The sequence below is a fragment of the Microcoleus sp. AT8-B5 genome, assembly GCF_036705565.1.
GTDB lineage: Bacteria > Cyanobacteriota > Cyanobacteriia > Cyanobacteriales > Microcoleaceae > Microcoleus.
The window spans coordinates 25182-46268 of the sequence record NZ_JAUBUY010000020.1 but is presented as its reverse complement, the minus strand read 5'-3'; the positions used below and the strand labels follow the sequence as shown (position 1 = coordinate 46268).

General features: G+C 47.0%; 14 protein-coding genes. 5 read left to right on the top strand and 9 right to left on the bottom strand.

All coding sequences use genetic code 11. The features are described from left to right. Nucleotides 1–124 precede the first annotated feature (124 nt). The gene (locus QUB39_RS15475) at nt 125–2197 is read left to right on the top strand and encodes an iron uptake porin (RefSeq protein ID WP_445299486.1); all 2073 of its coding nucleotides are present in this window, start codon (nt 125–127) and stop codon (nt 2195–2197) included. 579 nt (nt 2198–2776) lie between these two features. Here QUB39_RS15475 and QUB39_RS15470 read toward each other — a convergent pair. Together QUB39_RS15470 and QUB39_RS15465 are read right to left on the bottom strand one after the other, a co-directional pair. Next, nucleotides 2777–4534, bottom strand: a complete 1758-nt coding sequence (locus QUB39_RS15470) for an NFACT RNA binding domain-containing protein (RefSeq protein WP_333054662.1) — start codon at nt 4532–4534, stop codon at nt 2777–2779. A gap of 436 nt (nt 4535–4970) precedes the next feature. Next, on the bottom strand, nt 4971–6524 hold the full coding sequence (locus QUB39_RS15465) for an NAD(P)/FAD-dependent oxidoreductase (RefSeq protein WP_333485086.1): 1554 nt from the start codon (nt 6522–6524) through the stop codon (nt 4971–4973). 66 nt (nt 6525–6590) lie between these two features. On the opposite strand from QUB39_RS15465, the gene QUB39_RS15460 reads away from it, so the two are divergent. Next, nucleotides 6591–7223 (top strand): hypothetical protein, encoded by a 633-nt coding sequence (locus QUB39_RS15460; protein WP_333054661.1) that lies wholly within the window; start codon nt 6591–6593, stop codon nt 7221–7223. Nucleotides 7224–7374: 151 nt separating this feature from the next. On the opposite strand, the gene QUB39_RS15455 is transcribed toward QUB39_RS15460, so the two are convergent. Beyond that, complete coding sequence (locus QUB39_RS15455) at nt 7375–10554, bottom strand: tetratricopeptide repeat protein (RefSeq protein WP_333211773.1); 3180 nt, start codon at nt 10552–10554, stop codon at nt 7375–7377. 182 nt (nt 10555–10736) lie between these two features. Here QUB39_RS15455 and QUB39_RS15450 point away from each other — a divergent pair, with 182 nt between their 5' ends. Continuing rightward, nucleotides 10737–10949 carry a hypothetical protein gene (locus tag QUB39_RS15450; protein WP_333211771.1) on the top strand — a complete coding sequence of 71 codons (213 nt, stop codon included), beginning with the start codon at nt 10737–10739 and terminating at the stop codon, nt 10947–10949. A 650-nt stretch (nt 10950–11599) separates the two neighbouring features. On the opposite strand, the gene QUB39_RS15445 is transcribed toward QUB39_RS15450, so the two are convergent. Beyond that, on the bottom strand, nt 11600–12085 hold the full coding sequence (locus tag QUB39_RS15445) for a hypothetical protein (protein ID WP_333211769.1): 486 nt from the start codon (nt 12083–12085) through the stop codon (nt 11600–11602). A gap of 211 nt (nt 12086–12296) precedes the next feature. Here QUB39_RS15445 and QUB39_RS15440 point away from each other — a divergent pair, with 211 nt between their 5' ends. Further along, nucleotides 12297–12482 carry a ribbon-helix-helix domain-containing protein gene (locus QUB39_RS15440; RefSeq protein WP_333054658.1) on the top strand — a complete coding sequence of 62 codons (186 nt, stop codon included), beginning with the start codon at nt 12297–12299 and terminating at the stop codon, nt 12480–12482. Between the two features lie 126 nt (nt 12483–12608). Then, complete coding sequence (locus QUB39_RS30630; RefSeq protein ID WP_333054657.1) at nt 12609–12794, top strand: ribbon-helix-helix domain-containing protein; 186 nt, start codon at nt 12609–12611, stop codon at nt 12792–12794. Nucleotides 12795–13107: 313 nt separating this feature from the next. On the opposite strand, the gene QUB39_RS15435 is transcribed toward QUB39_RS30630, so the two are convergent. The 5 genes from QUB39_RS15435 to metK form a co-directional block, all read right to left on the bottom strand. Then, a complete protein-coding gene (locus tag QUB39_RS15435) occupies nt 13108–15072 on the bottom strand; it encodes a HAMP domain-containing sensor histidine kinase (RefSeq protein ID WP_333211767.1) in 1965 nt (654 codons plus the stop codon). Between the two features lie 180 nt (nt 15073–15252). Continuing rightward, nucleotides 15253–15558: a hypothetical protein gene (locus tag QUB39_RS15430; RefSeq protein ID WP_333054655.1), complete on the bottom strand. Its 306-nt coding sequence runs from the start codon at nt 15556–15558 to the stop codon at nt 15253–15255. 239 nt (nt 15559–15797) lie between these two features. Continuing rightward, nucleotides 15798–17714, bottom strand: coding sequence for a HEAT repeat domain-containing protein (locus QUB39_RS15425; protein WP_333211764.1), 1917 nt, complete (start codon nt 17712–17714; stop codon nt 15798–15800). Nucleotides 17715–18145: 431 nt separating this feature from the next. After that, on the bottom strand, nt 18146–19321 hold the full coding sequence (locus QUB39_RS15420) for a family 10 glycosylhydrolase (protein WP_333054653.1): 1176 nt from the start codon (nt 19319–19321) through the stop codon (nt 18146–18148). A gap of 204 nt (nt 19322–19525) precedes the next feature. Next, on the bottom strand, nt 19526–20788 hold the full coding sequence (gene metK, locus QUB39_RS15415; RefSeq protein WP_333054652.1) for a methionine adenosyltransferase: 1263 nt from the start codon (nt 20786–20788) through the stop codon (nt 19526–19528). Between the last annotated feature and the right edge of the window lie 299 nt (nt 20789–21087).

Sequence of the window (21087 nt, the reverse complement as noted above, 5' to 3'; positions counted from 1 at the left end):
GACTCTCCGGCAGTGATTTCCCCGATTGTTGACAAGAAATACTATTAGGCAGAATATTGAAGGTGATTTGCTGGCGCCTAAATCTTCGGAACGGGCGATCGGCTCAATGTGGTGTAAGGAAAAAATGTCCAAATTTTTGTGGAAGGGACTTTTAGTTAGTCCCGCTGTATTGGCAGCAAGTTTAGTCGTATCTTCGACGGCGCTAGCAGCAGAGCAACCTGTAGAAATTGCCACCACAGATCAAGCTCATCAATTGCAATTTGGTGCTGCAACCGAGGCGGCAAAGTCTGAGACGGCAAAGCCTGAGACAGTCGAACCAGCGTCGCTAGCGAGCAAATCGACTGTTGAAACTATTGAGAAAGAAAGTGCGAACCTCTACGAGGGCTTCACTAACGATTTGATCGCCCCAGTTGCCGAACAAGCAAAAGCACCCGAAAACGCAGTTGCAGCAGATTTAGGCGAAACCAAACCCGCAGTCGCGCCCGCAAATTTAAGTGCCGAACAACCAGTCGCGGAGCAAATCCCCGCAGTCGCGCCCGCAAACTTAAGCGAAACGCAACCCGCCACTACACCGGCTAATTTAAGCGCCCAAGAGCAGATTTCCCAATCGACTGAGCCAAGTGCCCAACCTCAAGCACAGTCAAATGTTTTAGAACAAATCAACCAATACAGCGCCGAAGACAGTAGCAGCCAAGATGCGGCCGGCCAAGTAACCTCTGTTTCGCAACTTTCCGACGTTCGACCAACCGATTGGGCATTCCAAGCTTTGCAATCCCTAGTAGAGCGCTACGGCTGTATAGCTGGCTATCCTGACGGCACTTTTCGCGGCAACCGGGCGATGACTCGCTACGAGTTTGCAGCAGGTTTAAATGCGTGTTTGGATAAAGTTAGCGAGCTGATTCAAGGCGGTTCCAGAAGTCTGGCGACGCGAGAAGATTTGGCTTCTGTGCAAAGGTTGCAAGAAGAATTTGCGGCGGAATTGGCAACTTTGCGCGGCCGCGTCGATGCTTTGGAAGCGCGCGCCTCTGAATTAGAAGCAAATCAGTTTTCAACTACGACTAAACTCAACGGCGAAGTGATATTTGGTTTGGCCGGTATCGCCAGGGGAGATGATGCCGAGGGTCGCGAAGCCGATCGAACCACGGCTTTTGGTAGCAGGGTTCGTATCAATTTCGACACGAGTTTCTCAGGAGAAGATTTGCTGAGAACTCGATTACAAGTTTTAAATTTGGGTGCGTTTTCTACGGAAAATACGAAAACTGCTGAAGGGGAATTGCGGTTTAATGTCGGGCCTTTTGGCGAGGCTAACAATATAGTAGCTTTAGATGCGCTGCTTTACCAATTCCCTCTAGGCAAAAGCACGACTGTAATTCTCGAAGCTAATGCCGGCGCTGCTGATGATTTTGTTAACACTGTCAACCCTTACTTTGACGGAGACGGCAGCTACGGCGCTCTTTCTAACTTCGGTACTCGCAACCCAATTTACTATTTGCTTGGTGGTTCTGGCATCGCTCTGCGGCATCAGTTTGGGGAAAAATTAGAGGTTAGTTTGGGGTATTTGACCGGCGACCCCGCGAACCCGACGCGGGGTAACGGTTTGTTCAACGGTTCTTACGGCGGTTTGGCTCAGTTGACTTTCAAACCGAGCGACAGCATGGCTTTAGGTTTAACTTACGTTAATTCCTACAACTTAATTACCAATACCGGCAGCAATGCTTCTAATTTTCCGCAGCGTCTCGGTTCCTTCGGGTTCGACAGCGATAGCAATGTGCCAGTTTCTAGCAATTCCTACGGCGCGCAAGCTTCGTGGCAGTTGAACCGGAGATTTGCAATTGGCGGTTGGGCTGGTTACACTAATCAGCGCATTTTATCCAACTTGGGTACTCCTACGGGTTCTGTGCAGCGGGGCGATCAAAAAATTTGGAACTGGGCAGTTACTTTGGCTTTTCCTGATTTGTTGAAAGAAGGAAATGTGGCGGGGATTGTTGTAGGTATGGAGCCGCGGGTGACGAGTTCTACTAATCGGACTTTGCCGGAAGATAAGGATACTTCGCTGCACCTTGAAGGTTTCTATCAGTTTAAGTTGAGCGATAATATTTCTATCACTCCTGGTCTGATTTGGCTGACTGCTCCTGACCACAATAAGAATAATTCTGATTTGGTGATTGGGGTTGTCAGAACGACGTTTACTTTCTAGGAGCAGCCCACATCGATTTTAGATTTTAGATTTTAGATTTTAGATTGGCGGTTTTAATCTAAAATCTAAAATCGCAAATCTAAAATTGTCTGAGTTGGGGTTTAGGGTTTAAACAGAAACGACCAGCTTTAGCAAAAGCTGGTCTGCACAAATAGTTAAATCCGTTGTGTTCCCACAGTGTTGTTCTCACAGTGAGGAAACCCAAGTTGCACGTTTCTTTGCAAAGGGTTCTAACAGAAACATCATCTCTCTTAAGGGGTATTATAACAACAAAATTTAATTTTCTGTAATAAAACTTTACATTACAGGCGAATATAAATTCTGATATCGTTTCCGGTTGCATCGGAATGATTTAACCGCAGAGGGCGCAGAGAACGCAGAGGGAGAGAATACAGAGATGAATAATTCCGATGCTACCGGATTTGATATTAGGGGACGATCGCCCTTGGGGTCACTTTGTATAATTAAGCCTAGGTTCAACAACCCGGTTCCTGCGTAGGTTTATCGGTTCCAAACCGTTTATTTTGCCTAAAAACGAGGTTTCGATTGCCGATCGACCCTTCACACACTTTGTATAAATCAAGCCGGGGCTTGCTGCGGTCTACCCCAGACAATTCGCTCCTGCTTGTATACAACCATACCCGGTTTAGCACCTTTCGGCTTGTATACATATTTCGGTTCTGTATAAACTACGGGGACTTGTTCGCTGTGGCGCGCGCGACTGTAGTAAGCAGTCATGTCGGCGGCAAATTGCAAATCGGTTTCTTCAGCAACTGTACCGGGTTTGAGACGCAGCAAAGCGTGGCTTCCGGGAATCTCTAGGGTGTGGAACCATAAGTCGTAGTCGTTGGCGGTGCGAAAAGTGAGTTGGTCGTTTTGGCGGTTGTTGCGCCCGATTAATAATTCAAAGCCGCTGGGGGTTTGGTAGCGGTGAAATTCGATCGCAGCATTTTTGTCGGTACTGCGGTAATCTGGTACGTCTAGATATTTTTGCTGGATCAGTTCTTCGCGGATTTCGGCGAGGGTTTGCAAATCTTGGGTGTTGCGGTAGGTTTCCAATACCGAAAGTGCGGCTTCAACTTGTTCTAAATAGTCGATTTCTTCCTGTACGGCGGCTAACAAAGGTTCTACTGCAATGCGAGCTCTTTTAAGTTTTTGGTGTTTTTTGTAGAGGGCTTGAGCGTTTTGAACGGCGTTTTTTTCCGGGTTTAAGGAAATGATCACTGGTTTCTCGGTTTCAAAGTCGGGGAGAGAAATCGATTTCATTCCCGGTTCCCAATGCTGCAAATTGGCCATCAGCAAATCGGCTTGGGATTTGTGGGTGTCGGCGTCTGCTGATTGCTGTAAACGTTCTTTAAATGTGTTGGCTTTTAGGCGCAGTTTGGCTAGGACGTTGTTGAGTTTTTGGGTAAGCTGATGCCGCAGTTGCGCGAATACTTCTTGATTGATTTCGCCTGTGTAGTAGCTGTTAAGTAATTCTTGAACCGAAGAAGAATCAGAGGGCGGGCACGGGGGCACCGCCCCTACATTGTGATTTTCTGGTGTCGGCCAATCGATGACGGTGTAGCCTTCGGGGGTAAAACTTGGGTGAAATTTGGAGTTTTCTAGGCATTGCAGCCAGTATAGCCAGCGTTGGAATAGTTGCTGCCAGTCGTCGGGATTGAGGCTGTCGGTGGATTGTTCGGGGTCTAAAGAAGCCGATCGAATCATTGACAAAACTAAGGCTTTACTCATCCCTCGGTAATTCTTCAACAGATTGCCCTTTAATTGTCCGGGAACCAGGCTAATTCGTGATTGCCAGCGGTTTTGAGATTCGCTCAGACTCGGCACTGCATCGGTCAAAGACGGGGGCATTTCGTAGGGTTGCCCGGTTTGGATGGGACGGACGGTGGACTGTTTGGCGCTGACTTGGTGGGCGCAGGTGACAACGAGGTTATCTTGGGCGGTGAGGATGACGTTGCTGTATTTGCCCATGATTTCGGCGTACAGGTGCCAGAGGGCTGGTTCGCCGGGGCGTTTGGCGAATTGCAAGTCGATGACTCTTTCCCAGGAGGAAACAGGGGCGATGGAAACTAAGGCTAAACCGCTGAGTTGGTGCCGCAGTTGTTCGCTGAAGGTGAAGGTATCGGGAATGCGGGGCGGGGGGTCGCCGACGCAGATGCGGGCGGCCACAGGATGCCAGGAAAGGTCAATCCAGCCGCGCCCTTTCATGGTGCGGAGGGCTAGGGACACGGTAAATCGATCGCGCTGGTAGACTTGTTCTAAGCGCGCTGGCAGCCATTGGGCTCGCAGTTCGCTGCAAGCTGCGGTTAAAGTTGTAAAGTCTACGGGTTGCACGGTGGCCTCTTTGCGATCGAACTATCTATTTCTATGCTGACAGATATCGGTCACATTTTACTAACTAAATCAAATTATTGTTTACTCTTGGGTTCGCATCCTTCGCTATGAAAGCCCTTCAATAATTACGTTAACAAATAATATCAAATCCCGTAGCATCGTCCTGTATTCATCTCTATATTCTCTCCCTCTGCGTTCTCTGCGCCCTCTGTGGTTAAATCATTCCGATGCAACCGGAAACGATATAACTAATAACTAATAGACATCTCCTAAAAAGCAGGTTTTGAACAGGCACAGTGCCTGTTCCACAATAATTATGGGAGATGTTTAATAAACTGTTGTGCATCTAATTTGACAGTAAATTTTTCTACAATTCCTGTGGGACGGGCATCCTGCCCGTCTCTGTATTCAATTTAGATGCGTAGCAGCTTAACAACTAATTAATAACTTCCCGAATCAATTCTAAATGTTTGTCCAAAGGTGCGATCGTATTGGCGGCGATCGCACCGCTAGCAGCAACAGCCGGCAAACCAATTCCCGGAAACGTCGAATCTCCGCAGCAAAACAACCCCGGTAAAGGCGTTCTCGGCCCGGGAAACAAGCCACTACCCGCCCGAATTCCGGGTCCGTAGGAACCGCGATGGCGGCGCAAAAACCGTTCGTGGGTTAGGGGTGTGCCAACTAAGGTGACTTCGCAGCGCGATCGAATATCGGGCACAATTCTTTCTAAGGCTTCCCACATTACCTCGGCGCGCGCTTGTTTTTGCAGTTTGTATTCTTGGCTGCTGCGATCGAGCTTTTGCCACAAATCGTAAGGCTCGTTTCCGGGGGTATATGCGTGAATGACGTGCTTTCCCGGAGGCGCGAGGTGGGGGTCGAGGAGGGAGGGAATCGAGACGAGAACGACGTTCTGAGGGGCCCAAACGCCCTTTTCCCAGTCTTTGACGAAGATGTAGTGACAAGCCAAGTCCGATCGCACTCCGGCAGCATCTATTCCCAGATGCAGGTGCATGAAGCTGTCGCACTCTGGCGTCGCCTGCCGCTGTTGCCGAAACCTTTGCGGGACAGAGGTTTCAGGCAACAGTTTCAGGGTATCCCAAACGGAAGCGTTGGAGACGACGGCTTTGTGCGATCGAATTATTTTGCCCGATCGCAGCCGCACGCCCGCAGCCCGGTTGTTTTCCACCAAAACTTCTGCAACGTGGGAATTTAGCAGCAACTGCCCTCCGTGGCGCTCTAAACCGCGTACCAGGGCATTTACCAAAGCTGCACTACCGCCGATCGGATAGTCCAAAACTGCATTGGGGCGATACCAGTCGGCGAACATGAAAGCGACTTCGGCTGCGATCGTTCCGTCGGCGGGAAGTCCAGACAGCAGGAAACACAACAAATTCAGCCAATTTCTGACAAAGGGATCTTTGACATTTTTGTCCATAATTTTGCTGAAAGGGCCTGCAAGTGCGATCGCGTCGCCAGCACTTTGCAGGAAAGCCGGCGCAAATTGGCCGAGGGTAAAAACAGCGCCTAAATCGAAGCGCAAAGCCAGGGAGGGCAAGGCTGTGGCAGCTTTGGCGTAGGGTTCCATGATGCGCTGGAGTTGCCGCCATTCGGCGACTGCTTCGGCGCCGCGCAGTTGTGCGAGCACTTCGCCAAATTGACTCGCGCCTACGGATGTGTCGAAATCGCCTTCTGGCAAACAGCAACCCCAGGTATCGTAGGTGATGCAGGGGAGTTTTTCGCCGATCGCATCCAAAACTTGCCGCAGCGGATTGGCAGACGGGCTGTAGGATAATCCTGAGTACAGGGAGGGCCCGGAGTCGAAGCGAAATCCGTCGCGTTCAAAACCGTGGGCGGCCCCGCCCGCGATCGAATGGCTTTCGCAAACGACAACATCAAAGCCATAGCGGGCAAGCATTGCAGCGCAAGTCAAGCCGCCGATTCCGCTGCCGATGACGATGATTTCTGTGTCTGTGGGGGCGATCGCAACCATGTTTTTCTCCGCTACTTCAGCTAATATTATCTCTGTTACCAACAATAAAACTGGTTTGTATATTAAATGGAAAACATATCAATTCTAGAACAAGCCGCTAAATCTAATTCTAAACCATCTCCCGACGCCGTAGTCGCCGCCCTCCTAGAAGCTGAGAAAAACGCGAAAAAAAATAAAATTCGCTATTCTTTCGAGCAATTAATCGGCAACTGGCAACTCTGCTTTATCACCGGCACGAAAAAGACTCGACAAAAAGCGGGGATTGTGTTGGGTGCCGGACGTTACATCCCTGAGTGGATTGCGAAAATTCAAATTGCTTATTCGGCCCAAGCTGTGGCTGAAGGGGAAGCGCCTAGCGAAACCGGCAGGGTGGAGAATTCGGTGCAAGTTGGGGCGATCGCACTAACTCTTTCCGGGCCGACTAAGTTTTTGGTTAATAAAAATATTTTAGCTTTTGATTTTACCAGAATTACCGTGAAATTGTTGGGTAAAACTGTGTATCAAGGATTTATTCGCGGTGGAGAAGCGCGGGAGGCGGAATTTTTTAGTTTGAGTGTGGGGAAGCAGGCATTTTTTGCATATTTTCTGGTAGAAGATGGGATAATTGCGGCTAGGGGAAGGGGCGGCGGCTTGGCTTTGTGGGGGCTTGTAGGGGCGGGTTCACCAACAATTTATAATTCCAACCAACAATCTACATAAACCCGCCCCACCCAACGACAGAATGCGATCGCGTGCAATTCAACGAATATTATCAGGTGCGCCGCTATGAAATTGTCCATTTCTCATTTGGGATTTTTAATAGCGAAACACCCTAAAGCTACTGTAAACTATCAATTGTCAGCTTCTATAACTACCGCGCATCCCCAATTAAAATAAACGGCGACCAATAAAACGGATGCCGCTCAATTTGACTCAACTTAGCTTGCCGCAAAGCATCATTTTTACTCATCCCTTTATTGATATTTTGATAAAATTCAACCATCAAATCTTTAGTAGCGGAATCATCAACACTCCACAAACTCGCCATCACAGCTTGCGCGCCGGCACGCTCAAATATATAGGCCATTCCCGATATTTCTTCACCGTTGGAATTCGCTTGTATGGCAGTTTCACAAGCACTTAAAGTGATGAGTCTGGTGTTTTGCAATCCTAATAAGGCGGCATCGCGAATATTGAATTGACTGTCAGCAAACAGCAATGTATTTTCCTCCATGCCCAAATTTTGACAGCCTCCCGGTTGGAAACAGCCGTGAGTTGCGAGGTGTAAAAAGGGAAAGCGGGGCGCTTGAGTTTTGAATCGATCGAGGGTGGCGTCATTGCCGATATAAGCTGAACTTCCTGACAATAATTGAGCGATATTTCTGACTTCTGCTTCGGAACCGGGTAAATTTTGGGGTGGACGAGGGACGGGATTTCCTAATGCTAAGACTCCACCTTTTGAAGTTGAATCGGGAATTGTTCTGGTGGAAATGCGGGTGAGATAGTTGACGGGATATTTCTGGATGAGGAATTCATTTGTTTGTTTGTCATACAGGGTTTCAAAGGGGATGTAGCGTAGTTTTTCCGTGGCGATGATGCTCAATTGTTTGGGGGAAATAGCTTTAATTTGGTCTTCGATCGGACGAATCAGGATTTCGTAAAGTTTGCTGCCTGTTACGGTGAAGTTTGTTTCGCCAATATCTTGCACTTCTTTGCGGTATTGAGTGAGGAGATTGTCGAATTCTTCGGGAGCGATCGGAACTTTTTTAACACTTAAACTGTCTTTTGTCAAGACAAATAGGGCGACGGTATTGGGGACACCTGAGATATTTGTCAGCAAGACGGGTTGAATGACAGCGGTATCTGGCGCGATATTTGCTTTCAGTTGGGCGATGTCTTTGGGTGTGGTTTCAAATAGTTCGGCGACTTCTGGGAAACTGCGGGAAATTTGTTCTGCTTGGCGGTTGACTTCTGTTTCTAATTCTCGCATTTGTCGGGAGAGATTTTCGGAGAAATTGTCTTCGAGTTGGCGGCGAAGCGTTTGGAGTTGTTGATTTTTTTGATTCCACTCGTCAATGGCTTTTTGTGCTTCGGGGTTGGCAACTTTGGCGTCAATTAAGCGGGTGTAGTCGGCGAGATCGGCTGTGGTGGCGATGTTGATCCATTGAAAAGCGCGATCGGGTTGGTTTTGATCGATGAGGATGTCAACAAGTGCAACGGCGCTTCCTCTTTCACCTTCTAAAAACTTTTGGCGGTTTTCTCGCTGTAAACCCTTTCGTATTTTTAAGGTAATTTGGACAGATTGCTGAAAATTTTCGATCGCTTGAGTTGGTTGCATCGTATCTTGATAAACTGCACCAATATTACTCAAAATAGTAGCTTCCATCATTCGATCGCCCACTTCCCGTTTAATTAGTAAAGCTTGGTTATAGTATTTTAATGCTTCTTCTGGTTGTCCAATACTGTGGTACACTCCACCAATATTATTCAATGTAGTAGCTTCCCCCGCACGATCGTCCACTTCCCGTTTAATTGGTAAAGCTTGGTTATAGTATTTCAATGCTGATTGCGGTTGTCCAATTCTGAGGTACACTCTACCTATATTATTCAATGTAGTAGATTCCCCATTGCGATCGCCAACTTGCAGCAGAATTGGTACGGCTTGGTTATAGTATTTTAACGCTTCCTGTGGTTGTCCAATGTTGGCGTATACTGCACCAATATTATTCAATGTAGTAGCTTCCCCCGCACGATCGTTCACTTCCCGTTTAATTGGTAAAGCTTGGTTATAGTATTTCAATGCTGATTGCGGTTGTCCAATGCTGAGGTACACTCCACCTATATTATTCAATGTAGTAGCTTCTATCATCCGATCGCCCACTTCCTGCAGAATTGGTAAAGCTTGGTTATAGTATTTCAATGCTGATTGCGGTTGTCCAATGTTGGCGTACACTCCACCTATATTATTCAAAGTACGAGCTTCTATCATCCGATCGCCCACAGCCTGCAAAATTGGTAAAGCTTGGTTATAGTATTTTAATGCTTCTTCTGGTTGTCCAATGCTGAGGTACACTCCACCTATATTATTCAAAGTACGAGCTTCCCCATTGCGATCGCCCACCTCCTGCCAAATAGGTAAAGATCGGTTATAGTATTTTAATGCTGATTGCGGTTCTCCAATGGTGCTGTATACTCCACCAATATTAGTCAAAGTAGTAGCTTCCCCCTTGCGATCGCCCACTGACTGCCTAATTGGTAAAATTTGGTTATAGTATTTTAATGCTGATTGCGGCTGTCCAATACTGTGGTACACTAAACCCATATTATTCAAAGTAGTAGCTTCCCCCGCGCGATCGCCCATTTTCCGCCAGATTGGTAAAGCTTGGTTATAGTATTTCAATGCTTCTTGCGGTTGTCCAATACTGTGGTAGGTTCCACCAATATTACTCAAAGTAACAGCTTCGCCGTTGCGATCGCCCACTTGCCGCCAGATTGGTAAAGCTTGGTTAAAATATTTCAACGCTGATTGCGGTTGCGAGATCGTTTTGTACACTGTACCAATATTAGTCAAAGTACGAGCTTCAATCGCCCGATAGTTTACTGCCCACAAAATTGCGAAAGCTTGCTTCAAGTATTTCAATGCTTCTTGCAGTTGTCCAATGCTTTTGTAAAGTTCACCAATATTATTCAAAGTAATAGCTTCCGAGTTGAGATCGCCCACTTCCCACCAAATTGATAAAGCTTGTTTGTAGTATTTCAATGCTTCTTGCACTTGTCCTATACCGGCGTACATTGCACCAATATTATTGAGTGCTAGAGCTTCATGTTGTCTCTCTTTAAATTGTCGTGCAGTGGCTAAAACCTGCTGCCATGTTTCTATTGCTTGTTGCGGTTGCTGTTGCCTTGCTTGCTCTATGAGTTGCTTTAATTTTTCAAGCTCTGCATTTTGACTTTGCGCCCAACTCGGTTGCACCATCACCGGCAGAGTCAGAGGAGTCATACACACACCCAAAACCAAAACACTGCTAATAATTCGTTTCATTCTTTTCATGATTCACCACTGACGATTAATAGAATACGCATCTGAATTTGGACTTAGGCGTATTATACTTTTACTTGCTGTTTTTGAATGCTTCGATCCGAGCAAAATAATTATAATTAAATAACTAAGTCGCTGTTATGTCAATTCATATTATTCAGAAGCTGTATTCATAAAAGTCATGATTTAAAGCTATGAGGTTCATCAGTCTGAAGTTATTTTTCAATTTTCGCAATAATTTCATCTATTTCAGCAAAGACTTTAGTCAATTCTTTAGCTTTTTCAAGCGTTCGACCAACGGTGATGGCAAGAATTCCAACGGTTCGTCAAAATCATCAGAAATTGTAATTAGTCCTTTGTCGCTGCCAAATCTGCTGTATTTAGGTGAGTATTATTCAATTTTATAGACAGTTTTTTGTTATATTCCTGGTTTGATATCTTTGATTTTACTTTGTTTAGATTGCATTCTTTGTCTGAGATAAATTGCCGATATTAGGTCAGACCAAGTAAAATTTTCAGGCAGTCGATCGATTAAGTTGCGGACTTCTTATTGAAGATTGATGGTTTCCATCGGTTTTAGTAAAGAGAGTTTGCTTTTTAATTGTAGTAGAAGCGAACTAGGAGCGATCGGGCTTTTTGCAAAAGTCTGGCTCCTCCCGCAGTCTGGCAGGGAATTAATTCCCTGCCTCATAGCGAAACTCCTCGCTTCCGAGGACTGCAAGATCGATCGAGAATGATGCAAGGTATGAATTGAAACAGACAGAAATTACGCGCTCCCACCAAAGAAACCGGGTTTTTATCGAATCTGCCGACTGCAACGAATATGGTCGTAAAAAACCCGGTTTCTAGCCCCCCGCGCACAAATCTTAACTCTCCTCTTCAGTCCTCGGAAGCGAGGACTTTCGCTATGAGGCGGGGGTTTTTAACCCCCGACGGACTTAATGCGGAGTCGCTACAATTGTCACCGTCATTTTTGTTGATTAGAGCTCTCCAGAAAAGCCAGTCTTGAACAGGCTTTCCGGCCTGTTCCACAATAATTATTGGAGAGGTATATTGATTAGGTGCGATCGCACATAACAACTTCAAACACACCCCCTGGAATAAACCGACACAAAGCCCTCCGCCGATCGTCCGCATCTTGGCGGTTGACAAAACGCGCAATTGTATAGTGCTCAGCATTCGGTAAAATGCGGACGATCGCCCAAGAATTGCGATCGCCCCCCTTTGACTTTTCAGGTGTTTTCCCTCGCGAATTAGAGTTGAGTTCGATCGCGGGGCGATCGGCGATCGTCGGAGAATTTGCTTTTCTGAGAGTGTTGAGGTAGCGGGCGATCGTACTACCTTTGAGATTCGCCCCGACGCGCAGAATCAGAAACACCGCAAAGCTTTCGAGCTCTGGCCCAGTCATGCGCGCGCGATCGGCCTCAAAATCCTCATCAGAGTAGCTGCGGATACCCGACAGCAGTTGCGTGATGCCAAAATCATTCAAAGCTTGTTGATAGCCGCGGTTATATTCGCTGCCGTCGCTCACAGGCTTTACCATAGTAATTGTCTCCTTTTATGTGGATTGTCTCCTTGTATTTGGGGAACCCTAAGCCAGCGCGAGCCCTCGGAAAGTTCGGCGCTGGCTTTTGACTTTTTGACTATAGCACAGATATAGCATACATATATGCTTTAAATGAGCCATTATCGACAGGATGGTCTAGATAAAGCACAATGACGATCGGCTTAAACTAAAAAATAATGAATCCTTTATGACCAAACGCTTAGCGACCTATTTAGCCGATGGAATCTATGAAATCCTTGAAGAGTGGGCAAGTCAAGAACGCCGTTCAGTCAGCAGCTTGTCAGCATTCATTTTGGAGCAAGCAGCCAGAGAACGCCAAAAGGAAATGAAACAACAGCCCCAGCCATCGGATGACAAGCAGGAGAAGAGTTGAGTGCAGTTGGGGCGTGCAATAGCAGCATAGTGCTGTGCAAAAGCAGCATTATGCTGCATATTCGACAAAATTGTCTAAAATACTCGACAATGGCGATCGGTTTACATAAGAAACAATTAACCTCTAATGTCTAAACGCATATCAACCTCGATAGGAGAAGGAATCTATGACCTACTTCAAGAGTGGGCAAATGAGGAACGCCGTTCAATCAGTGGCTTGTCAGCATTCATTTTGGAACAAGCGGTGAGAGAACGCCAAAAACACATGCAAAAACAGTCCCCACCATCCGATGAGAAACAAGATAAAAGTTGAGGGTAGTTTGTGCGATCGATCTTTTACTCCCTTCCCCGTAAAAGATTATCTACTTCTTCCTGATTCTTCCTGATTCTTCCTTCGCGTCTTCGCGGTTCAATAATACTCAATGAAATTTATTAGAATTGATTTAGGTTGGAGTTCAGGAGCTAGCGGTTTGTGCTGTTTGAATTGGTAAAATAACCAATTATAATTAATAGAGTGCGATCGCCCCCACTGACAAGACTAAAACATTTCGACACAAAACCAGAGGTTTGAAACATAAATTTTCGCCCCTCTGCTTATCTCCTAAATTTCTCGCCCAAACATCACATCACCCGTTTCCCGCCGGTATGCGGACAGTGAAAATAGACCCTTTTCCCTCTTCGCTTTCTACCAAAATTTCCCCGCCCATCATCTGACAGTAGTAGCGGCTAAGTGTCAGCCCCAATCCGGCGCCGTCGTAAGGTCGCGCTGCTGAAGAGTCAGCTTGCACAAAAGCTTCAAACAATTTGTGCTGTTGTTCTTCCGACATTCCAATTCCGGTATCTTTAACCGATAAACAAATCCAATCCGAGTCTTGAACATTCGGCAGGGGACAAGCGATCGCCCCAGAAGGAATTTCATCGGCAGCCATTGAATCGTCAATCGCCTCACGCCCTGCTGCATTCAATTTTCCACTTCCTGCAATGCGCTTCACAGTCACTTTCACCCTACCGTTTTTGGTGAACTTCGCAGCATTACTAAGCAGATGTATCAAAACCTGGCGCACTTTTTTGAAATCTGCGTGCATTATGCCCACAGTTCGATCGCACTCAATCTCCAAAACATTGCCATTTTTCTCTACCAACGGTTTCGCGGCACTCGCAACATTGTCAATCAGGGATTCGATGTCAAACTCCTGGATTTCGAGTTTCATACTCCCCGCTTCAATTTTTGACAAATCAAGGATATCGTTAATCAAAGATAGCAGATGCGCGCCTGCTTTTTCAATCTTCTGCAAGTCGGGTACAAACTCATCAAATCCCGCATCCTGGGCATCTTCTGAAAGTAGTTGACTGTAGCCAATAATCGCATTTAAAGGCGTCCGCAATTCGTGGCTCATATTTGCTAAAAACTGGCTTTTAGCAGTGTTAGCTGCGACGGCGACTTCTTTAGCTTGTTCTAATTCTTTTGTATGTCCCGAAACCCGCTCGATTAGGTGATTGAGAGAGGCCGCCAGAGAGCCGATTTCGCCTTGTCCGGTGACGGGTGCTCGCAAGTCAAAATTTGACTCAGCGGCTACTTGTTGGGCCACCTGAGTAACGCTGATCATAGGTTGAGCGATCGCCCGACTCGTCCGGTAAGCCACCATTCCAGCTACCACAACCGACAGCAGCATACTAAAAATAATTATGGCTTTTTCCATGCCTTGGGCGTCTTCCATCACTTCACCGCCTTGGCCCTCTTGCTGCTGGGCAATATCGAGGATTTTGCTCAATTCCTCAAGGCTGCTGTTGAGCTGTTTTACACCTTCTCCGCTTTCGATTGCGAGCAATTTTCTAGCCGACTCTATCTCCCGAGGCGATAGTTGCGATTGCTGGATTTCCTGCAAAGTTGACTTGAGAGTATCGGCGTAGGATTCTAAATTTTTAGTGCAATCTTGCACTAAAAGCTTGAGAACTTCCGGTTTTGCTGCCAGCCAAGCGGGTTGGCTGTCGGCAAAATTTTCTATACGCAACCGCAGATTTTTTGCCTTAACAATACTCTTAACCAACTGCTCTTCTTGCTGTTTTAGCTTGAGCGAATTATCTACAAAAGAATCTAGCTGTGAACCCTGCAATTGAGCCGCCAGCGCTGCATCTTTAAAATTGCCTAGCAATTGCGCTTGTAGGTGAGCATCATTGAATTGCTTTAATCCTTGTCCTTGGTAATAATCGGCAATCACCAGTCCGCTCAGTGAACCCAAAAATCCGATTCCTATTGCCAGCAAATACCCGTATCCAATTTTTTTATGGATAGGCAAACTGCCAATTTTAGATGGCAAACTTTGGCTGACTTTTAAGGATAATTTTTCGACAAAATCATGGTTGGATTTTTTGGGGCTGACTGTTTCGACAGAGGCCACTTCTCCGGAAATAAAAACTGGCATCTGTTTACCTAAATTGGTATTATTTTGGTTAACTTTTCGCGTTTTCACGTTTTTATTCGGCGGGTTAAATGGTTCTAAGTCTGAATTCAATTCCCCCTGGTTTTCACAAACTGCAACCGATAAACTTGCTTCATGTCCTGTTTTTTTTAGCAAGTTAATTTTTGACATATGCAACCCCTGTCTTCTGTTAAAATCTACCACGCTCTTAATTTCTCCAAACGGAAAAGCTTGTCTATTTGACCGTAGACATCTGCGAAAAAGCATCTGAAACTCTGGTCGAGTCAGAGGAGAAACTTAAATTCGGTTGATGTCTAAGAGATAATTAGGCTGTTGAGGACTGTTGCCAAATTACTTTTTCGACTCGTAAAAGTCTGCAGCAGGCAAAAAAAATAAAAACTTATCCCCGCAGTGAATTATCCCTGCGTGGAATGTTACAGGCAGAAAATTGTCTCTGACCTGTTTTGCCTGTGATTCGCCCAAAGCTGATATTGTCTGTTGACAATGCACCCGATTCCTTAGCTTTGGGCTTTGGCTGCCAGCAATGCGACGATTGCTTGACGGTTTTTGTTGAGCATCCGACAACTTCATAGCACAGAATGTCACAAATGCGGCAGCCGATCGAACTTTTGCACCCTGGCGATCGACTTTTGGCATCGTTGCCCCGCAAAGACAAGTCTGAGGCGAAGTCTCGTTAGTAGAGTATAACTTTAGGGCTCGCGAAAAGAAACCCGGTTTCTGCGAGTCAATCGATGGCGCGATTTTAGATTTTAGATTTTAGATTTTAGATTTGAAGCATTGACCCGACGGATAAATACGTTCGGCAAGTTTTATCGGATACAGGTTTTTTATTTCTGGATGGATGAATCCGGGGTTTGTATCCTGAATGGTTTCTGTCAATTTTTGGCCATTGCGAGTTCTGCAGTTGCGGTAGTCAATTCGATCGCCAGTGCTAGCTTACCGTCTCTACCCAAAGCTTCATCGGCCAAGTGTACCATCCAGCGATTCGGCTTGGCTTGGGGTCTGGCGGCGAGCACCAACGCCCAAGCTTCCCGTTCTTTGCCACGACCCAACAGCGCAGCACACACAGTCAAAGCTGTGGCCGTTGAACGGCTGATCCCACTTTGGCAGCACATCAGCAAACTGCCTCCCTGGGACGACATTTTGAGGGCGAAGTCAATAATTTTCAGTACATCGTTAAGGCTAGGCAAGATTTGATCGGGGTCATCAACGGGGGTGTCGAGGTCGTTAAACTCCAGGCACATTCGGTTCGGGATTCGATCGAAAGTTTTGGGTTCGGCTACACCCGGACTGCCGATCGAGATCAAGTATTTAATCTCGCGTCGCGCTTGGCGCTCAACAATGTATTCGCTGGCTTCTGCTTGCGAAGCAATCAGGATTTTTGGCAGTTTTTCACCCGACAAATCCGGGGAAACAGAGGGATCAAAATCAACTGTTTCTGCCTCAGTGCTGACATCCGCCAAGTATTGGGCAGCCCGGGCACGAACGTCAGCAAATTCGCGATTTAAAGCTGTTTCCAGAGCAACAATAGCAGCCGTGGAGCCAATGTGACCGAGGGATTTAACAGCCTTTTGGCGCACTCCAGAATTTTCGTCCCCCAGCAGCCGCACCAAACCTGCCACAGCTTCCTCTGTCCCAATTTCCCCCAAAGCAGCAGCAACTCTCCACCGCACATAAGATTCGCTGTCGCCAATTGCGCTCGCCAGTCCCGCGACCACCATTTTTGGCAATTTCGCATCTCCCTCTGTATTGATGTTCCCAAGGGCAACCGCCGCCCTGCCGCGCACGAAAATATCTCGATCCCAGAGCGACCCGATTACGGCCACCATAGCCACCTCGCTGCTGATTTCCCCCAAGGCAGAAACTGCACTGCCGCGCACGTCTGAATCCTCATGGTTGAGGGCTTGCACCAGTCCCGCCACAGCCGTTTCCGTGCCGATTTGTCCCAAGGCCTCGGCGGCCCTCAAAGAAACTGCATAGGAGTCGGGATCATCGTGAAGCAATTCTACTAAGCCGGGTACTGCTTCAGAATCGCCGATTTTCCCCAAAGCCGCCGCCGCCCTAGCGCGGACGATGTGATTTTCGTCTCTGAGGGCATTCAGCAGGCCGGGAACTACCTCAGAGACGCCGATTTTCCCGCAGTTGACTGCTGCCCGCCAGCGCACTTCGGAGTCTGGGTGTTTGAGGGCTTTCAGCAGCGCGGGGACGGCTATTTTCGGGTTAATTTTGCCCAAGGCCCAAACAGCCCAGGCGCGCACCCCGGAGTCTGGGTGTTTGATGGCTTTGAGCAGTGCTACGGCGGCTGGTTTCGAGTCAATTTCTCCTAAAGCCCAAGCGGCCCAAGCTTGGATTTGGGAATCTTTGGATGCGAGCGATCGGGCTAATTCAATTACTGCTGCTTCGGAGCCGATTTTCCCGATCGCCCGAATCCCCTCCAGGCGCACTGCACTTTCTTTGTGGTTCAATGCGGCCACCAGTATCGGGATTGCCATATCCGAACTTGTGAGGGCCAGCAGTTGAATTTTGAGTAGGGGCGAAGTGGGGATTTTGTCGATTAATTTTATGGTGGCTATTTGAAATTCTGGCTTTACCGTTCCTGCTAGCTTTGAGCCGAGTTTTAAATTTACTTTTAGAGCTAATTTTACTGCCCGCAAAGCCAGACTTTGCTGTTCTACTTGCGGCAATATAGTCGCCAAGGTGTGCATCCCTTGTTTTTGTTTCAAATATTTTTGATGGAATTGAGCATCGCTGAGCTCGGGTAGCTGTTGGATGAGGCTTGCTGCTGAGGTCACTGATTTATCCTAATATTTTGGCGAGCGGTTGAGATTGCTCTTTTAAACTGTCTTTAAAAAATATGGCGTCTACAAAACGCTACTTCTAAAAAAAAGCTTGCACCCACTTCTAAAATATGTCTTATTCCACTATTTTTGCAACTCCCCAATTATTAATTATCGGGTTTGTTTGGGCGATCGGCTTGACAATGAGTTGCGCTTGCTGCTTGGCATCGCTGGGTTTTGAGATAGCCTAACTCTGCTATATCATTTTATAGCAGGTTGGTTTGAAATAGCGATCGGCGCGGTGGACAATCAAGCATCCAGGATACAAGCCCCCGGATTCATCCGTGGGGTCAATACTTCAATTCTCAAATCTCAAATCTCAAATCTCAAATCTCAAATCGATTGACTGCAGCCAACCGGAAACAGCTTGATTGCGGGACAATCTCTCAACGAGCATAGGGCCCTTTTTTCAAAACCTTAGCCAAAGCGTTATCGTTATCTCGCAAACCTTCGTAAAAAAACATCACTTCTCCTTGAATCCCGCAAGAGCGGTTGTAAGCAATTACTTGCAACAACAGCTCGGGAGTTATGCTATATTTACTGCCTCGATTCGTCAACAAAATACCGGGTGACACGCACTTTACTTGCTGCCCGCTAAGCTGTCCCGACATCATTTTATCGACCAATTGTTTGTAAGCATTAAAATCGCGACGATAAAACTGCGGGTGAAGCAGATCCACCAAATTTTTGTCAACCCAAGCTTTAGAATCTTGCAAATATTCCACCAGTCCCCAATCATAAGGACTCGGCGACATCGATAGCAACAAATCAGGATTAATCGCTTTCACTTCTCGGTGTAAACGAGCCACAAACTCAGTAATAATATTAGCGCGCCACTGCAGCCAATGTTGCTCTTTACAATCCGACGGCGCTGCTTTACCGCACTCTTCTAGATAGCGTTTAACCGTTTTTTCGTCGTAACCACCTTCTACCGGAAACGCAATGCGATCGTCTCCTTGAACGCCGTTTACCGGATAATTCTTAGCAACTTCCAGCATCAACCCCAGCACAAAGTCTTGCACTTCCGCGTCAAGAGAATTCATCCAGTCAAAGTTATTTTTTTTAAGTAAATTGCCGCTGGCATCACGGGCAATCCACTCAGGTTTTTTCGCCAGCAAATGACCGCCATTGCGATTGTAAGAACTCACAAATCCGTATTCAAAACAAGGAATTACTTTTAAGCCAACTCTCTTTGCCTCAACACATATTTCTGCTAAGGGGTCGCGACCTTGATAGCGCGAGTCAATTTCCACCCCAAAGTTTTCTCGCATTATCTGAGAAGGATAAGCCGTATAACCCTGGTTCCAAATTATAGGAAAAACGGTATTAAATCCCGTATCGGCGAGAAAGTCCATTGCCTCAGCAATTCGCTCTTTTGATGTGAGAACTTTGCAGTCAGTGGTGGGTATCCAAACGCCGCGAATTCCACCATGATTGTTAGTCGCAAATGAACTTGGCAGCGTTGCTGGATTTGGTGCAGAAAATCCAGTCGTCGCCAACCGCTGTTGGAATGAAGAGACCAAACTGCGAATTGCAGATTGGAAAGGTGTGAAAAATCGCATTTATTTATTCTTTTTTTTTTGTAAGGTGCGGAGTACGCACGCTACGTTATTAATTTGTAGCACCCGATATTATTTATGGATAAGATGCGCCGAAGCACCGCCTATATTATTTTTGAATAAGGTGCGGAGTACGCACCCTATATTGATTGGTAGCACCCGATATTATTTATGGATAAGGTGCGCTGCGCGCACCCCAACATTGTACTATCCAGCGACAGCAGATAACTGCTGGCTCAAAGCTTCTTTCAAAAGTTCGGCCTTATCAGTTTGTTCCCAAGGCAAATCTAAGTCAGTGCGCCCGAAGTGACCGTAAGCCGCCACATCTTGATAGAAACGGCCGCCTCTTTCAGCAGGCAAATTCTGCAAGTTAAATGCCTGAATGATTCCCGCAGGACGCAGTTCAAAATGCTGCTTCACAACTTCTAAAAGGCGATCGTCATCAACTTTCCCAGTGCCAAAAGTTTCGATCATCATGCTAACAGGCCGCGCAACGCCGATCGCATAACTCAACTGCACTTCGCACTTTTGGGCCAAACCAGCCGCTACGATATTTTTAGCAACGTAGCGACAAGCATAAGCCGCGCTGCGGTCTACCTTGGTGGGGTCTTTCCCAGAAAAAGCGCCGCCGCCGTGGCGGGAATAGCCGCCGTAGGTATCCACAATAATTTTGCGGCCCGTCAAACCCGAATCTCCTTGAGGCCCGCCGACGACAAATTTGCCGGTGGGGTTGACAAGGAAGCGAGTTTCTGCATCCGGCTGCACGCTAATATCGGCAAACACAGGTTGGACGACTGCAGTCCAAAGGTCTTCTTTGATCTTGGCTTGAACTGCGGCCGTTTCTGTGATGTCGCCGATCGTTTCGGTGTGCTGGGTAGAAATTAAAATCGTATCTATGCCAACGGGTTTGCCGTCCTCATAGACTACTGTAACTTGGCTTTTGCCGTCGGGACGCAGGTAAGATAACTGACCGGTTTTGCGGACTGCTGCCAGTTGACGGCAAATCCGGTGGGCTAAACTAATCGGCAGAGGCATCAATTCCGGCGTTTCGTTGCAAGCAAAGCCGAACATCAAGCCTTGGTCGCCGGCTCCAATGGCGTCTAATTCCTCTTCACTCGATTGTTCCCGGCTTTCGTGGGCTGTATTCACCCCTTGAGCAATATCGGGAGACTGAGAATCAAGAGCTACCAACACTGAACAACTATTGGCAGAAAACCCGTTGTCAGCGTGGATGTAGCCAATATCGGCTATTTTTTTCCGGGCTAATTCTATGTAATTTACCTGAGCTTTAGTGGTAATTTCGCCCGTCAGCAGCATTAAGCCAGTGTTGACGACAACTTCTGCTGCGACGCGGCTTTTGGGGTCTTCGGTCAGTAAGGCATCTAAAATCGTATCGGAAATTTGATCGCAGATTTTATCGGGATGCCCTTCAGTGACCGATTCAGAGGTAAACAGGTAGCGGCGTGACAATGATTATTTCTCCTTAGATAGGGGCTCTTCCTGCGCGACCTCGACGACCAACGAGTTATTTTTCAGGTAAAGGCCAAGAAAGATCGCGTCTGGGCTACCGTCGAATTTTTGTCGGTCTGCAGAGCCGTGTTGAAGCAGGGTTTGAGATTGGGTAAAGTGACACTACTATAGCAAAGTGAGTTCCGGGAAGTCCCTAAAAACTTAGATTTTTTAGGATTGTCGATCGATCTTGGACACCGCTCGTCTCCCCCCTAACCTGACAAAGGTTGATGCACAGTAAGATACAGTCAGGGTATCGC

Excerpts from the sequence above, each read along its gene's own strand:
- QUB39_RS15465 (WP_333485086.1), bottom strand. The coding sequence starts at position 6,524 with ATGGTTGCGATCGCCCCCACAGACACAGAAATCATCGTCATCGGCAGC.
- QUB39_RS15435 (WP_333211767.1), bottom strand. The coding sequence starts at position 15,072 with ATGTCAAAAATTAACTTGCTAAAAAAAACAGGACATGAAGCAAGTTTA.
- QUB39_RS15455 (WP_333211773.1), bottom strand. The coding sequence starts at position 10,554 with ATGAAAAGAATGAAACGAATTATTAGCAGTGTTTTGGTTTTGGGTGTG.
- QUB39_RS15440 (WP_333054658.1), top strand. The coding sequence starts at position 12,297 with ATGACCAAACGCTTAGCGACCTATTTAGCCGATGGAATCTATGAAATC.
- QUB39_RS15460 (WP_333054661.1), top strand. The coding sequence starts at position 6,591 with ATGGAAAACATATCAATTCTAGAACAAGCCGCTAAATCTAATTCTAAA.
- QUB39_RS15430 (WP_333054655.1), bottom strand. The coding sequence starts at position 15,558 with ATGCCAAAAGTCGATCGCCAGGGTGCAAAAGTTCGATCGGCTGCCGCA.
- QUB39_RS15420 (WP_333054653.1), bottom strand. The coding sequence starts at position 19,321 with ATGCGATTTTTCACACCTTTCCAATCTGCAATTCGCAGTTTGGTCTCT.
- QUB39_RS15445 (WP_333211769.1), bottom strand. The coding sequence starts at position 12,085 with ATGGTAAAGCCTGTGAGCGACGGCAGCGAATATAACCGCGGCTATCAA.
- QUB39_RS15475 (WP_445299486.1), top strand. The coding sequence starts at position 125 with ATGTCCAAATTTTTGTGGAAGGGACTTTTAGTTAGTCCCGCTGTATTG.
- QUB39_RS15450 (WP_333211771.1), top strand. The coding sequence starts at position 10,737 with ATGAGGTTCATCAGTCTGAAGTTATTTTTCAATTTTCGCAATAATTTC.
- QUB39_RS30630 (WP_333054657.1), top strand. The coding sequence starts at position 12,609 with ATGTCTAAACGCATATCAACCTCGATAGGAGAAGGAATCTATGACCTA.